At 58.2% G+C, this 12,475-nt stretch carries 17 protein-coding genes and 1 pseudogene; 15 read left to right on the top strand and 3 right to left on the bottom strand.

Annotation, left to right across the window (positions count from 1 at the left end):
- Positions 1 to 184 precede the first annotated feature (184 nt).
- The 10 genes and pseudogenes from FEE99_RS10355 to recX all read left to right on the top strand — a co-directional run.
- Positions 185 to 385, top strand: a pseudogene (locus FEE99_RS10355) (hypothetical protein); the annotation flags it as partial.
- 75 nt (positions 386 to 460) lie between these two features.
- Positions 461 to 889: a gp53-like domain-containing protein gene (locus FEE99_RS10360; RefSeq protein ID WP_420480644.1), complete on the top strand. Its 429-nt coding sequence runs from the start codon at positions 461 to 463 to the stop codon at positions 887 to 889.
- Between the two features lie 9 nt (positions 890 to 898).
- Positions 899 to 1,336, top strand: coding sequence for a phage tail assembly chaperone (locus FEE99_RS10365; RefSeq protein WP_041478088.1), 438 nt, complete (start codon positions 899 to 901; stop codon positions 1,334 to 1,336).
- A gap of 91 nt (positions 1,337 to 1,427) precedes the next feature.
- Positions 1,428 to 2,630, top strand: coding sequence for a carbohydrate-binding protein (locus FEE99_RS10370; RefSeq protein WP_041478217.1), 1,203 nt, complete (start codon positions 1,428 to 1,430; stop codon positions 2,628 to 2,630).
- Positions 2,631 to 2,639: 9 nt separating this feature from the next.
- Complete coding sequence (locus FEE99_RS10375) at positions 2,640 to 2,855, top strand: hypothetical protein (RefSeq protein WP_081932444.1); 216 nt, start codon at positions 2,640 to 2,642, stop codon at positions 2,853 to 2,855.
- Between the two features lie 36 nt (positions 2,856 to 2,891).
- The gene (locus tag FEE99_RS10380) at positions 2,892 to 3,458 is read left to right on the top strand and encodes a glycoside hydrolase family 19 protein (RefSeq protein WP_041478087.1); all 567 of its coding nucleotides are present in this window, start codon (positions 2,892 to 2,894) and stop codon (positions 3,456 to 3,458) included.
- The gene (locus FEE99_RS10385; protein ID WP_041478086.1) at positions 3,437 to 3,955 is read left to right on the top strand and encodes a lysis system i-spanin subunit Rz; all 519 of its coding nucleotides are present in this window, start codon (positions 3,437 to 3,439) and stop codon (positions 3,953 to 3,955) included. The genes FEE99_RS10380 and FEE99_RS10385 overlap by 22 nt, the downstream gene beginning before the upstream one ends.
- Positions 3,956 to 4,022: 67 nt before the next feature.
- Positions 4,023 to 4,523 (top strand): CinA family protein, encoded by a 501-nt coding sequence (locus FEE99_RS10390; RefSeq protein WP_041478216.1) that lies wholly within the window; start codon positions 4,023 to 4,025, stop codon positions 4,521 to 4,523.
- 83 nt (positions 4,524 to 4,606) lie between these two features.
- Entirely contained in the window at positions 4,607 to 5,665 is a 1,059-nt protein-coding gene (recA, locus tag FEE99_RS10395) for a recombinase RecA (RefSeq protein ID WP_024011876.1), read from the top strand.
- Between the two features lie 8 nt (positions 5,666 to 5,673).
- Positions 5,674 to 6,144, top strand: a complete 471-nt coding sequence (recX, locus tag FEE99_RS10400) for a recombination regulator RecX (RefSeq protein ID WP_041478085.1) — start codon at positions 5,674 to 5,676, stop codon at positions 6,142 to 6,144.
- A 60-nt stretch (positions 6,145 to 6,204) separates the two neighbouring features.
- On the opposite strand, the gene FEE99_RS10405 is transcribed toward recX, so the two are convergent.
- Complete coding sequence (locus FEE99_RS10405) at positions 6,205 to 7,320, bottom strand: LOG family protein (RefSeq protein WP_041478084.1); 1,116 nt, start codon at positions 7,318 to 7,320, stop codon at positions 6,205 to 6,207.
- A 341-nt stretch (positions 7,321 to 7,661) separates the two neighbouring features.
- On the opposite strand from FEE99_RS10405, the gene FEE99_RS10410 reads away from it, so the two are divergent.
- A complete protein-coding gene (locus tag FEE99_RS10410; RefSeq protein WP_016770569.1) occupies positions 7,662 to 7,859 on the top strand; it encodes a hypothetical protein in 198 nt (65 codons plus the stop codon).
- Here the strand turns inward: FEE99_RS10410 and FEE99_RS10415 are convergent, their stop codons facing one another.
- Positions 7,860 to 8,285 (bottom strand): PA3611 family quorum-sensing-regulated virulence factor, encoded by a 426-nt coding sequence (locus FEE99_RS10415; RefSeq protein ID WP_007908738.1) that lies wholly within the window; start codon positions 8,283 to 8,285, stop codon positions 7,860 to 7,862.
- Positions 8,286 to 8,474: 189 nt separating this feature from the next.
- On the opposite strand from FEE99_RS10415, the gene FEE99_RS10420 reads away from it, so the two are divergent.
- The 3 genes from FEE99_RS10420 to FEE99_RS10430 all read left to right on the top strand — a co-directional run bounded on the left by FEE99_RS10420 (position 8,475) and on the right by FEE99_RS10430 (position 10,532).
- On the top strand, positions 8,475 to 9,221 hold the full coding sequence (locus FEE99_RS10420) for a tRNA-uridine aminocarboxypropyltransferase (RefSeq protein ID WP_041478083.1): 747 nt from the start codon (positions 8,475 to 8,477) through the stop codon (positions 9,219 to 9,221).
- A gap of 223 nt (positions 9,222 to 9,444) precedes the next feature.
- Positions 9,445 to 10,095, top strand: coding sequence for a response regulator transcription factor ErdR (gene erdR / locus FEE99_RS10425; RefSeq protein ID WP_016771412.1), 651 nt, complete (start codon positions 9,445 to 9,447; stop codon positions 10,093 to 10,095).
- A 74-nt stretch (positions 10,096 to 10,169) separates the two neighbouring features.
- Positions 10,170 to 10,532 carry a diacylglycerol kinase gene (locus tag FEE99_RS10430; RefSeq protein ID WP_041478082.1) on the top strand — a complete coding sequence of 121 codons (363 nt, stop codon included), beginning with the start codon at positions 10,170 to 10,172 and terminating at the stop codon, positions 10,530 to 10,532.
- Here the strand turns inward: FEE99_RS10430 and FEE99_RS10435 are convergent.
- Complete coding sequence (locus tag FEE99_RS10435) at positions 10,529 to 11,455, bottom strand: LysR family transcriptional regulator (RefSeq protein ID WP_024011881.1); 927 nt, start codon at positions 11,453 to 11,455, stop codon at positions 10,529 to 10,531. The two genes, FEE99_RS10430 and FEE99_RS10435, sit on opposite strands and share 4 nt — an antisense overlap.
- Positions 11,456 to 11,587: 132 nt before the next feature.
- Between FEE99_RS10435 and fpr the strand changes: the two genes are divergently transcribed.
- Positions 11,588 to 12,367, top strand: coding sequence for a ferredoxin-NADP reductase (gene fpr / locus FEE99_RS10440; protein ID WP_007908723.1), 780 nt, complete (start codon positions 11,588 to 11,590; stop codon positions 12,365 to 12,367).
- Positions 12,368 to 12,475 lie beyond the last annotated feature (108 nt).

Consider the following 12,475-nt stretch of genomic DNA (forward strand, 5'->3'; position numbering starts at 1 on the left):
AAACTGCTTCGTGAACAGTCACCCAATACCACGGGAGACCCCCGCATGGACTATCCAAGCAGTGTGCCCAGCGCCGGAATGGTGAAAGGGAACTTGTTGATGAAAACCCGATGATCGGGACAGTGGGATCGCTGATTCCGGCGCCCCGGTGAACGGCTGTTTTTTTTGCACAAGGAGAAGTGAAATGGATTATCCAAAAAGTTTGCCCGGCGCCGGCCTGGTCAACGGCAAGTTTGTCGACGAAAACCCGTTGACCGGCGCCATTGGGTCTTTGATTCCTGCGCAGTGGGGCAATGCTGTCACTGAGGAAGTGCTGAATGTGATTCAGTCGGCTGGCCTCGCAGCGGATGAGCAGGACAACGCTCAATTGAAGTCTGCCATCGAGCAGAAAATCACCCAGAGTGTGTTGCCTGTGGCCAGTGTCCAAGACGCGGAGCAGGGAACCGACAACGTTAAACGCATGACTCCGTTGCGGGTTTTTCAAGCCATCGCCAAGCGCGTGGTGCAGGCGAGCGAAAGCATTGCCGGAGTGGCGAAGATAGCTACTCAGGTGCAGACCGACAGTGGCGCGGATACCACCACGATCGTGACGCCGAAAACGCTCCGCTTTGGCTTTTCTGCCAGTCTGACCACCAACGGCTACATTGTTTTTCCTTCCTGGCTGGGTGGTTTCATCATTCAGTGGATCGGGCTTTCGACCTTAGGAATTCAAGGGGCATATTCGAGTTTTACCTTGGCGTTTCCCAACGTTTGTCTTGCGGTATTTCCATCCACTTTGAATGGATCGGCTCCGGGCAGTGTTTCGCTGGGTGCGAAAAATCAGAACGGTTTCACGTTGTACTCGGAACTGTTGCCTTGCGGCTTTTGTGCAATCGCGTTCGGACGCTGAGGAGTAACCATGAACCGTTTTTATAGTCAGTCCACAGGCTGTGTGTACCTGTCCGGCATCAATCCAAGCATGCCGAGCGATGCAGTACCGATCACTGAGGAGCGTTTCATCGCTGTGATCGGCAACCCTGCGCCCGGCAAAATCCGCAGCCATGATGCCGATGGTTTGCCGGTGTTGATCGATGCCGCGCCGCTGTCGGATGCCGAACTTTCGATGCTGGCGCGCAAGTGGCGCGACGGGCAGCTGTTGGCCAGCCAATGGCTGGTTGATCGTGATCGGGATGAGGAGACCGCGGGCAGACCGATGAGCCTGAGCATTGAGGACCATCAGGAGCTTCTGGACTATCGCCAAGAGCTGCGGGACTGGCCGTCGAGCACGGGTTTTCCCGCAAACGGGAGTCGACCCTTACCGCCGGACTGGCTGATGCGAATGCTCGCTGTGGCTTGATGACGCGAGTTAAACAGAGTGTTACAGCAATTTTTGCCAACGCCCGCCTATGCGGGCGTTGGCGTTTTATGCGACCTCAAAGGAGCTGAAAGTGGATTACCCAAAAAGCATTCCCGGCGCTGGCCTGGTCAACGGCAAGTTCGTTGACGAGGACGCGATCGCCGGTACACCCGGCTCGCTGATTCCAGCGAGTTGGGGCAACAGTGTCACGCAGGAAATACTCAGCGCGATTACCGCAGCGGGGCTGAGCCCGGACGAACAGCAAACTGATCAGTTAGCTCAAGCGATCCGGCAATTGTCCAAACCAGATCCAATGCAACAGTTTCCGGTGCAGGTTTACCGCAGGAATCTGCTGATCAACGGCGGATTCGATATCTGGCAACGCGGTACGACCAATCAGGCACCGAATGTCGGCGGCTACGTCGCTGATCGTTTCCGTTGCGACTGGAACGGCAATGCTGCGGTGAATATCTCTCGCCAGGATTTCGCGCCAGGCCAATCCGAAGTGTCGGGCGAGCCCGCTTGTTTTTTGCGTTGGCAGCAGACAACAGCCGGTGTCGGTTCCACTGAGCACAAAATTTCCCAATATATCGAGTCGGTCAGAACCCTGGCCGGTAAAACCGCCACCGTGACCTTTTGGGCGCGCTCCGATGCTGCGCGGCCGCTGAAGGTATTCATCACCCAGTACTTCGGAACGGGTGGCTCGGAGCCGGTGATGAAAGCGGTCGAGGTCTTTCAGTTGACCACGGCTTGGACCAGGTACACGGCCACCTTTCAGGTACCTGTGATCGCCGGGAAAATGCTCGGTGCCAATGATTGTCTGAGGCTGGCTTTTGATCTTCCGCTGAACTTAGTGCAAACGGTTGACCTGGCGAGAATTCAATTGGAAGAAGGACCAGTTTCCACCCCGTTCGAAAATCGACCAGCTGCGGAAGAACTGATGCTGTGTCAGCGCTATTTTGAAAAGTCTTTCGCAGACCGCTTGCCTATCCGGGCAAACAACGGCCCAAGTACCTGTATAGCCACATTCACCCAAGCCGCCGCGGCGAAGTCACCCCAATCCGGGATGGCAGTAACCATGCTGGTTCAGAAGCGCGTTCAGCCTACGATCAAGATGTATTGTCCCGGCGAGGCCAGCGGTGAAATCTGGAATTTTTCACTTGTGAAGGCATGTAACGGATCATTCGTGCAAAGTGTGACCGAGCGAAGTTTTGCGTTTGGCACAATGACACCGGTCGACAGTATTCCGGGACAGATACTGCAGATTGAATGGACTGCGGATGCCGAGCTCTAGGAGTAAACAATGAGTTATCAATTGACTACATGTGGCGTACTGAGGCTGAGCGATGCAGCTTATATCCCGCAAGATCCAACCAATCGCGACTGGCTTGATTATCAAGACTGGCTTTTATCTGGCGGCGAGGTAATGCCGGCAAACGATTCGTTTGGAACAGCCCTGAACAGTCCCCTGAAAACTCTGGCAAATAAATGGCTGGCAAGCATCAGCCGCCAGCCGTGATTCAATCGGGACAACATCCAGGGAGGATCAAGCATCATGCAATTAACTGAAAAACACCTTATCGACATCATGCCCAACGCCCGCTCCCAAGCGGGCGTTTTTGTTTCGCCACTCAACACCGCGATGGCCAGGCATCGCATCGATACGCCAAAACGTATCGCGGCTTTTCTGGCACAGGTCGGTCACGAGTCGGGCCAATTGCGTTACGTGCGCGAACTGGGCAACAACCAGTACCTGAGCAAATACGACACCGGCACCCTGGCGCTGCGTCTGGGCAATACGCCCGAGGCGGATGGCGACGGGCAAAAGTATCGCGGGCGTGGACTGATTCAGATCACCGGCCGGGCAAATTATCGTCAGTGCAGCCTCGGCTTGTTTGGCGATGAGCGTCTGTTGGCGTTGCCCGAATTGCTCGAGCAATCGCAGTGGGCGGCCGAGTCGGCGGCGTGGTTCTGGGCGCAGAAGGGCCTGAATGAACTGGCCGACGCGGACCAGTTCAACACCATCACCCGCCGGATCAACGGCGGGTTGAATGGCTTGCAGGATCGACTCGAGATCTGGGCACGGGCGAGGGCGGTGCTATGTCCGGCTCCTGGCGCGTGATGGGTCTGTTGCTGCTGGTGACCGGGGCGTTTGCAGCGGCATGGCAGTTTCAGGACTGGCGCTACGGGCGGCAATTGGCCGAGCAGGCGTGGTTAAACACCGAAACCCTCAATCAACTGAAGCAGACCGCCGCCACCGAGCAACAGGCCGAGCAGGATAGACGCCTGACGCTGGAGCAGCGGCTCGCGGCCAGTGAACAAACCCATTATCGAGCGCTGAGCGATGCCCAACGTGATCAGGATCGCTTGCGCGATCGCCTTGCTACTGCCGATGTGCGGCTGTCAGTCCTTCTCGATGCCGGCGACGTTGCCCACGGCTGTGCGGTGCCAGCCGCCGCCGGTACCGGCGGCGTGGATCCTGCAACCGTACGCGCCCGACTTGACCCGGCGCATGCTCAACGAATTATCGCCATCACCGACACCGGCGACCGTGGATTGATTGCGTTGCAGGCCTGTCAGGCCTATGTCAGAGCGCTGGCGCCCGAACATCTTGAATGATCTTGTGTATTGAAAGCATGGCCGGCTCGTGTACGGTGAAGGCATTCCACACGATTCGGAGCTCGCCGTGAAAGAGACCACTCAACTGGCCGCAGAACTGGGCCGACGTCTGCAAGTGCTCAATGCTCATGTCACTACCGCCGAGTCCTGTACCGGTGGCGGTATCGCCGAAGCGATTACGCGGATTCCGGGCAGTTCGGCCTGGTTTGAAGCGGGTTATGTGACGTACTCCAATCGGCAGAAAACCCGGCAGCTGGATGTGCCAGGCGATTTGTTCGAGACGGTAGGGGCGGTCAGTCGTGAAGTGGTCGAGGCCATGGTGCGCGGTGCGCAGCATCACAGCCTGGCGCATTTTGCCGTGGCGGTCAGCGGTGTCGCCGGTCCCGACGGTGGCACGCCGAACAAACCGGTGGGCACAGTGTGGCTGGCCTGGGGTGTGGGCGATGAGGTTTACACTGAAGTTCAGCACTTCCCCGGCGGTCGTGATGAAGTCCGCCGACAAACGGTGAAGGCCGCGCTAGAGGGGCTTGTGCGACTAGCGGCACGAGAAATCGAAAATCAGGGGTAGGCGATCTTCGAACGCTGTGGAATAATACTGGCTACTTATACAGGTGTTGGCCGTCAGGCCTTATTGATTACGTGAGGACTTTAATGGACGACAACAAGAAGAAAGCCTTGGCTGCGGCCCTGGGTCAGATCGAACGTCAATTCGGCAAGGGTGCCGTAATGCGTATGGGCGATCAGGACCGTCAGGCGATCCCGGCCATCTCTACTGGCTCTCTGGGTCTGGACATCGCACTCGGCATCGGCGGTCTGCCAAAAGGCCGTATTGTTGAAATCTACGGTCCTGAATCCTCCGGTAAAACCACACTGACCTTGTCCGTGATCGCCCAGGCGCAAAAAGCCGGCGCGACCTGCGCATTCGTCGACGCCGAGCACGCCCTCGATCCAGAGTACGCCGGCAAGCTGGGCGTCAACGTTGACGACCTGCTGGTTTCCCAGCCGGACACCGGCGAACAGGCCCTCGAAATCACCGACATGCTGGTGCGCTCCAATGCCGTTGACGTGATCATCGTCGACTCCGTGGCGGCACTGGTACCGAAGGCTGAAATCGAAGGTGAAATGGGCGACATGCACGTCGGCCTGCAAGCACGTCTGATGTCTCAGGCGCTGCGTAAAATCACCGGTAACATCAAGAACGCCAACTGCCTGGTCATTTTCATCAACCAGATCCGTATGAAAATCGGCGTGATGTTCGGCAGCCCGGAAACCACCACCGGTGGTAACGCGCTGAAGTTCTACGCCTCGGTTCGTCTCGACATCCGCCGTACCGGCGCGGTGAAGGAAGGCGACGAAGTGGTCGGCAGCGAAACCCGCGTCAAGGTTGTGAAGAATAAGGTGGCTTCGCCGTTCCGTCAGGCCGAGTTCCAGATTCTTTACGGCAAAGGCATCTACCTCAACGGCGAGATGATCGATCTGGGTGTGCTGCACGGTTTTGTCGAGAAGTCCGGCGCCTGGTACGCCTACGAAGGCACCAAGATCGGTCAGGGCAAGGCCAACTCGGCCAAGTTCCTGGCGGACAACCCGGAAATCGCCGCGAAGCTCGAGAAGCAGCTGCGTGACAAGCTGCTGTCGCCAGCGGTGATCGCGGATTCCAAGGCCTCGGCGGTCAAAGAGACCGAAGACGACCTGGCCGACGCTGATCTCTGATACCAGCGATGACCACCGCCGTACTGGATACCCTCGTCGCGGTGCGGCGAACCGCCATGGACCTGCTCGCACGTCGCGAGCATGGTCGAGTCGAGTTGACGCGTAAGCTGCGTCAGCGCGGCGCCGAGGCGGAGCTGATCGAAACAGCCCTCGACCGTTTGACGGAAGAGGGGCTGCTTTCCGAAGCCCGTTACCTTGAAAGTTTTGTCTCCTACCGCGCCCGTTCCGGCTATGGCCCTCTGCGAATTCGCGAGGAGCTCAGCCAGCGGGGTTTGCAACGTACCGATATCGAAATCGCCCTGCGCGAAAGTGGTATCAATTGGCAGGCGCAGCTTCAGGATACGTGGCAACGCAAGTTCTCCGGACATTTACCGATTGATGCGAAAGAACGGGCCAGGCAAGGCCGGTTTCTGGCGTATCGGGGGTTCTCGATGGAGATGATCAACCGCTTGTTCAGCGGTCGAGGGATGGACGATTAGACCGATTCAACAAAAAAGGCCCGCTATTTTTTAAAAAAATAGCGGGCCTTTTTTTTGCCTTCAAATCACGTTGAAAGGCTCGAGTGAGCGTTGTGCAGTGGGCGGTTTTGAATCGGCCCAGTTTTCCGGCAGATTGATAAAGTCCACCAACTCCCTCAGACGACCATGGGTACGGCCATTGAAGGCAAAGGCCAGCCGTGCCAGATGGCTGAACTGCGCATCGTCGTGTTCTTCGCCGCTGTAGGCATGTTGGTGGAACTGGTCGCTCAGGCACAGATCAGCAAACTCCTCCTGCATCCGCGCCAGTGCCTGGTCGCTGAGCTTGTGGTTCATGCGAATCACAAATTGCCGCTTGAGCCAGCGGCTGGAGTGGAAGTTGCTGTAGAACTGATTGATCTCTTCCACCGCTTCTTCAACGCTGTAGACCAGTCGCATCAGCTTCATATCGGTCGGCAGGATGTAGCGGTTTTCTTCCAGCTGATTGCGGATGAAGTCCAGCGCGCCTTGCCAGAACGTCCCGCCCGGAACATCCAGCAACACCACCGGCACCAATGGGCTTTTGCCGGTCTGAATCAGCGTCAGCACTTCCAGCGCTTCATCAAGGGTGCCAAACCCGCCCGGGCACAGCACCAGCGCGTCAGCCTCTTTGACGAAGAACAGTTTTCGGGTGAAGAAAAAGTGGAAGGGCAACAGATTGTCGGTGCCGTCGACGGTGGGATTGGCATGTTGCTCGAAGGGCAGGGTGATATTGAAACCCAGGCTGTGGTCACGTCCGGCTCCTTCGTGGGCGGCGGCCATGATGCCGCCGCCGGCGCCGGTGATGACCATCATCTCTGCGCGTGTCAGTGCTGCGCCGAGTTCGCGGGCCATTGCATACAGCGGATGCTCCACTGGCGTACGTGCCGAGCCGAACACGGTAACTTTGCGCCGCCCCTTGAATTGCTCGAGTACACGAAATGCTTGCTCCAGTTCACGCAGGGCTTGCAGGGTGATCTTGGCGTTCCAGCGGTTGTGGTCTTCCTGAGCCATGCGCAGCACGGTCAGGATCATGTCACGGTAGATGGGGATGTTCGGGCTGTTGGTGGAAATATGACTGAGTTGGGCTTCGACCTGGCTGATGAGGTCGCCGCTTTCCTGAAAATGACGGCTCAAGAGGTCGTTCGGTTGATAAGGCATTCAACGTCTCCTTCTGTACAGGGCGGGTAGCCCGGACAACCAGCGTCCGGGTCGCACTGCAAAAACACACAGGGCCGGCAGTTCCATTTCTGCCGTTAACGAATGATCGGGAATACTCTCAATCTAGACCCTCGCACGCATTCGCGCTGACTTGAACAGTGCGCTGTAACGTTTTGTCTGGCAACCGCTTACTGATTTGCGCCAAAGCCCCGCCGCTCGTCTGAACGTATCGCAAAGGGCCATCACTCTGATTTACTCAAATACAGACGTCGCAAGACAACCTTGCGTTTGCGCAAGGCAAAGCAATTCAAGGATTCGTGGGTGGCAAGGAGGCGGGATGCATGGTCAGAGTGGTTCTGGAGATCGATACGCAGTTGTATCGAATGTTGCAGGAGTCGGCCGAGACGCATCAATTGAGTCTCGAAGAAGAGTGCTGCCGACGATTGGCCGGCGGCGAGCGTCGCTCGCGCTATCTGCAGGCGCTAGTGGCGGAATTGCGCGCCGAGGATGAGCAGCGGCGCGCCAAGGCTTCGCGCTGATTACTTCTTCTTCGCTGGCGCGGCTTTCGGGCAATCGGATTCCTGGTAACTGGCCGAGCCGATCGCTTTGTTGGTTTTCACTTCGGTGAAGTCGTAACGCATGATCGCGCCCTTGGCCATCAGCTTGCGGTACGACGGGTTGTTGCACACCGACGCGCCCAACTGGAAATACACAGCCTTGGGATCGGCGCGCATCTTGTCGGCGTGGCTCTTTTGCACGCTCAGATGGTTGATCAGCTGCGTGCCTTCGACGGTGTAGCCTTGATCAAGAATGTCTTCATTGATCGCCCGTGGCGTGCCGACGCTGCTTTGGGCGGCGACGTTGCGCAGCTCTCGGTTCAGATTCTGCTCACTCAGGGACGCAGCCTGAGCGGTAAAGGACGACGCCAGCAGAATGGCAGCGGTGGGAACGATAAGGCGCAGCATGAAACTCTCCTGATTCGGTGACTGGTGGTTCGACCCGTCACGGGGCGGTGCGTTCAGTGGCGGCGAATTATAGGGGAGCCGGTCTGGACGGTACAGGCTTGTGGCCGACGCTCTGGTAAACTGCCGGCCTTTATTGCCCTGCCGAGTGTTTTTCGTGTCGAGTTTCCCTGTCAGCCGGTGTTGCCTGCGATGAACCATGCCCCCAACGCCGTGGCCCGCCTGCGCGATCAGCGCGAAGACGAAGGCATCAAGCCGATTCAGGCGCGCGGCTTTCGCTCCGAGCGTTGCCGCGATTGCCGGGTCATCATCAGTCATTGCCTGTGCGCGTGGCGGCCAAGCGTCGACACCCGCTCCGGCGTGTGCCTGATCATGACCGGCAAGGAAGTGTTCAAGCCAAGCAACACCGGTTGGCTGATTGCCGATGTGGTGCGCGACAACCATGCGTTCATCTGGTCACGCACCGAGCCCGACCCGCAGATGCTTGCACTGCTCAACGATCCGCAATGGCAGCCGTACCTGGTGTTTCCGGGTGAATACGTCGAACCGTCGCGGGTGACCAACACGGTGACAGTCGATAGCAGCAAGCGCCCGCTGTTCATTCTGCTCGATGCGACCTGGACCGAGGCGCGCAAGATCTTTCGCAAGAGTCCGTATTTCGACCGCTTGCCGATCCTCAGTCTGCTGCCCGACAAACTCTCGCGCTATCGCTTGCGCCGTTCGACCCGCAGCGAGCACCTGTGCACCGCCGAAGTCGCGGCGTTGTGCCTGGAACTGGCCGGTGACAGCGAAGCCGCTTCGGCGCTGGATGCATATTTCGATGTGTTCAGCCAGCATTACCTCGGTGCCAAGCAGCAACTGGACATGAATGAATCAACGCCCGCTCACGCCGAGCTGCTGCCCTATATACGAAAGCCGCAGCCGGCGTTGGCCCGATAGTGGCCCATACTGTCGACAGCGCTGGCCATCTTGCTTGACCACCCCGGCTGCGCTGGGCATGCTTGGCGCCGATTAGGGTGCGGCCAAGGTTTGAGACGCCGTGTTTGCTGTTGATTGGCGTCGAACGTGCCCCTGTGGATATCGCTTCCAAGCGTTGTCTCGAGTTGCTTTGGCCAGACCGGAATCTACCGCGTCTGCCATCAAAAACAGGATCATTTGAAAAATGGCCACATACGACATCCTGATTGCCGATGATCACCCCCTGTTTCGTAGCGCCCTGCACCAAGCGGTGACGCTGGGCCTTGGCCCGGACGTGCGACTGGTGGAGGTGGCGAGCATTGCCGAACTGGAAGCTCGCCTGACTGAAAAGGCTGACTGGGATCTGGTCTTGCTGGACCTGAACATGCCCGGCGCCTATGGTTTTTCCGGGCTGGTGCTGCTGCGCGGGCAGTATCCGCAGATTCCGGTGGTGATGGTCTCTGCCCAGGAAGAAGCTTCGGTGATGGTCAAATCCCGCGAATTCGGCGCCAGTGGTTTCATTCCCAAGTCCAGCGATCTGAGCGTGATTCAGGAAGCGGTGCGCAAGGTGCTCGATGGCGACGTGTTCTGGCCGCCGCAAGCGTTTGAAGCAGTCAGCGTGTCGGATGAGGCGAAAGCTGCCAGTGATGGCCTCGCCAGCCTGACGCCGCAACAGTTCCGCGTGCTGACCATGGTCTGCGAAGGTCTGCTGAACAAGCAGATCGCTTATGAGCTGAGCGTGTCGGAAGCGACCATCAAGGCCCACGTCACGGCGATCTTTCGCAAATTGAACGTGCGCACTCGCACGCAAGCGGCTTTACTGCTGCAACAACTTGAGTCAATTCCGAGCCAGTGATGGCTGGCGGTTTCACGCTTTTTTGACTTTCGTTGATCTAGCTTCCCCACACCTTTTTGGCTGGTTTCTTTCTTATGTCACCTTTCAAGGGCCAGACCGGCCTGAAACGCATCCTCAACGCGTCCGGCTATTCGCTTGATGGCCTGCGCGCCGCCTTCACTGGCGAAGCGGCATTCCGCCAACTGGTGCTGCTCAACGTGCTGCTGATTCCGCTGACATTCTTCCTCAATGTCAGCCGGGTCGAGCAGGCGGTGTTGATCGCGGTTTGCTTGCTGGCGCTGATTGTCGAGCTGCTCAATTCGGCGGTGGAAGCGGCCATTGACCGCATCTCGCTGGAATTGCATCCGCTGTCGAAGAACGCCAAGGACATGGGCAGCGCCGCGCAGTTCGTGGCGCTGAGCATGATCGGGCTGGTGTGGGCGGTGATTCTGCTTTAAGCGATGGTCGGCAAGACGATCTCGTCGCTGCGCTGCACCCCGGCGGTGAATGCTCGGCACAGCTCGAGAAACTCGCGCATCGCTGAAGTCTGGTACTTCTGTTTGTGCCAGATGAAATAGAACTGCCGCGCCAGGTCCAGATCCGGCGTCTCCACCGGCACCAGACTGCCGCGCCGGAAGGCATCGCGCAGCGCCAGCCGCGAAATGCAGCCAATCCCCAGCCCTGATTCCACTGCGCGCTTGATCGCTTCGGTGTGTTCCAGCTCGAGACGAATGTTCAGCGCGCTGCGATGGTGACGCATGGCCTGATCGAAGGTCAGCCGCGTGCCAGAACCCTGTTCACGCAAAATCCACGCTTCATGGGTCAGCTCTTCCATCGTCGCGCTGCCGCGTTTGGCCAGCGGATGTTGCGGCGCGCAGAACACCACCAGCTCATCCTCGACCCAGCTCTGCACTTCGATGTCCGGGTGGCTGCAATCGCCTTCGATTAGACCCAGATCAATTTCGTAGTGGGCGACCTGCTGCACGATATTGGCAGTGTTCTGCACGTGCAGCTTGACCTGACTTTCGGGGTGGCGCTGCATGAAGCTGCCGATCAGCAGGGTGGCCAGATAGTTGCCAATGGTCAGCGTCGCCCCCACTGATAAAGAGCCGAAACCGGATTTGCCATTGAGCAGGTCTTCGATTTCCTTGGCCTGGTCGAGCAGGGCCACCGCTTGCGGCAACAGTTGTTTGCCGAGGGCGTTGAGGCTCAGGCGTTTGCCGGCGCGGTCGAACAGCTGGCAACTGGACTGGCGCTCAAGCTCGGTGATCGAAGTACTCGCCGCCGATTGCGAGAGGTTGAGCAGACCCGCAGCACGGGATACGCTTTCCTGCTGGGCGACGGCGACGAAGACTTGCAGTTGACGGAGAGTAAATCGCATATCGATATAACCGATAACCCTTATCTTAATAATCCAGTTAACAGATATTGTCGTCGCTATTAGAATGCGATGCAATTGCGCACGTTGAGCCTCATTGAGCCGCGCAGACCAATCTCCAGGAGTCAAACGTACATGAGCAACATGAACCACGAGCGTGTCCTCAGTGTTCATCACTGGAACGACACTCTGTTCAGCTTCAAGTGCACCCGCGATCCGGGCCTGCGCTTCGAGAACGGTCAGTTCGTGATGATCGGCCTGCAACAGCCCAACGGCCGCCCGCTTATGCGCGCTTACTCGATCGCCAGCCCGAACTGGGAAGAGCATCTCGAGTTCTTCAGCATCAAAGTGCAGGACGGTCCGCTGACCTCCCAGCTGCAGCACTTGAAGGAAGGCGACGAGATCATCATCTCGAAGAAGCCTACCGGTACGCTGGTTCTTGATGACCTGAACCCGGGCAAGCACCTTTACCTGCTGAGCACCGGCACCGGTCTGGCGCCGTTCATGAGCGTCATTCAGGACCCGGAAACCTACGAGCGCTTTGAGAAAGTGATCCTGGTTCACGGTGTGCGTTACGTCAACGAAGTGGCCTACCGCGAGTTCATCACCGAGCACCTGCCACAGAACGAGTTCTTCGGCGAAGCGCTGCGTGACAAGTTGATCTACTATCCGACCGTGACCCGCGAGCCGTTCGAGAATCAGGGCCGCCTGACTGACCTGATGCGCAGCGGCAAGCTGTTCAGCGACATCGGCCTGCCACCGATCAACCCGCAGGACGACCGCGCGATGATCTGCGGCAGCCCGAGCATGCTCGACGAGACCAGCGAAGTGCTCGACAGCTTCGGCCTGAAAATCTCGGCGCGGATGCGCGAGCCGGGTGATTACCTGATCGAGCGTGCGTTCGTCGAGAAGTAAGCGCCACGGAGAGCCCCCATTGCCTTGGCAGGCAATGGGGGCTTTTTTATGCCCGAAGCATTTCCTTCATGCCTGCCACGATCCAGGAGCTGCCGAAGGCTGCGATCT

The sequence above is a fragment of the Pseudomonas sp. ef1 genome (assembly GCF_007293365.2).
Taxonomy (GTDB): Bacteria; Pseudomonadota; Gammaproteobacteria; order Pseudomonadales; family Pseudomonadaceae; genus Aquipseudomonas; species Aquipseudomonas siliginis.

Coding starts and splice junctions, on each gene's coding strand:
- FEE99_RS10360 (WP_420480644.1), top strand. CDS start 461: ATGACTCCGTTGCGGGTTTTTCAAGCCATCGCCAAGCGCGTGGTGCAG.
- FEE99_RS10365 (WP_041478088.1), top strand. CDS start 899: ATGAACCGTTTTTATAGTCAGTCCACAGGCTGTGTGTACCTGTCCGGC.
- FEE99_RS10375 (WP_081932444.1), top strand. CDS start 2,640: ATGAGTTATCAATTGACTACATGTGGCGTACTGAGGCTGAGCGATGCA.
- FEE99_RS10380 (WP_041478087.1), top strand. CDS start 2,892: ATGCAATTAACTGAAAAACACCTTATCGACATCATGCCCAACGCCCGC.
- FEE99_RS10385 (WP_041478086.1), top strand. CDS start 3,437: ATGTCCGGCTCCTGGCGCGTGATGGGTCTGTTGCTGCTGGTGACCGGG.
- recA (WP_024011876.1), top strand. CDS start 4,607: ATGGACGACAACAAGAAGAAAGCCTTGGCTGCGGCCCTGGGTCAGATC.
- recX (WP_041478085.1), top strand. CDS start 5,674: ATGACCACCGCCGTACTGGATACCCTCGTCGCGGTGCGGCGAACCGCC.
- FEE99_RS10405 (WP_041478084.1), bottom strand. CDS start 7,320: ATGCCTTATCAACCGAACGACCTCTTGAGCCGTCATTTTCAGGAAAGC.
- FEE99_RS10410 (WP_016770569.1), top strand. CDS start 7,662: ATGGTCAGAGTGGTTCTGGAGATCGATACGCAGTTGTATCGAATGTTG.
- FEE99_RS10415 (WP_007908738.1), bottom strand. CDS start 8,285: ATGCTGCGCCTTATCGTTCCCACCGCTGCCATTCTGCTGGCGTCGTCC.
- FEE99_RS10420 (WP_041478083.1), top strand. CDS start 8,475: ATGAACCATGCCCCCAACGCCGTGGCCCGCCTGCGCGATCAGCGCGAA.
- erdR (WP_016771412.1), top strand. CDS start 9,445: ATGGCCACATACGACATCCTGATTGCCGATGATCACCCCCTGTTTCGT.
- FEE99_RS10430 (WP_041478082.1), top strand. CDS start 10,170: ATGTCACCTTTCAAGGGCCAGACCGGCCTGAAACGCATCCTCAACGCG.
- FEE99_RS10435 (WP_024011881.1), bottom strand. CDS start 11,455: ATGCGATTTACTCTCCGTCAACTGCAAGTCTTCGTCGCCGTCGCCCAG.
- fpr (WP_007908723.1), top strand. CDS start 11,588: ATGAGCAACATGAACCACGAGCGTGTCCTCAGTGTTCATCACTGGAAC.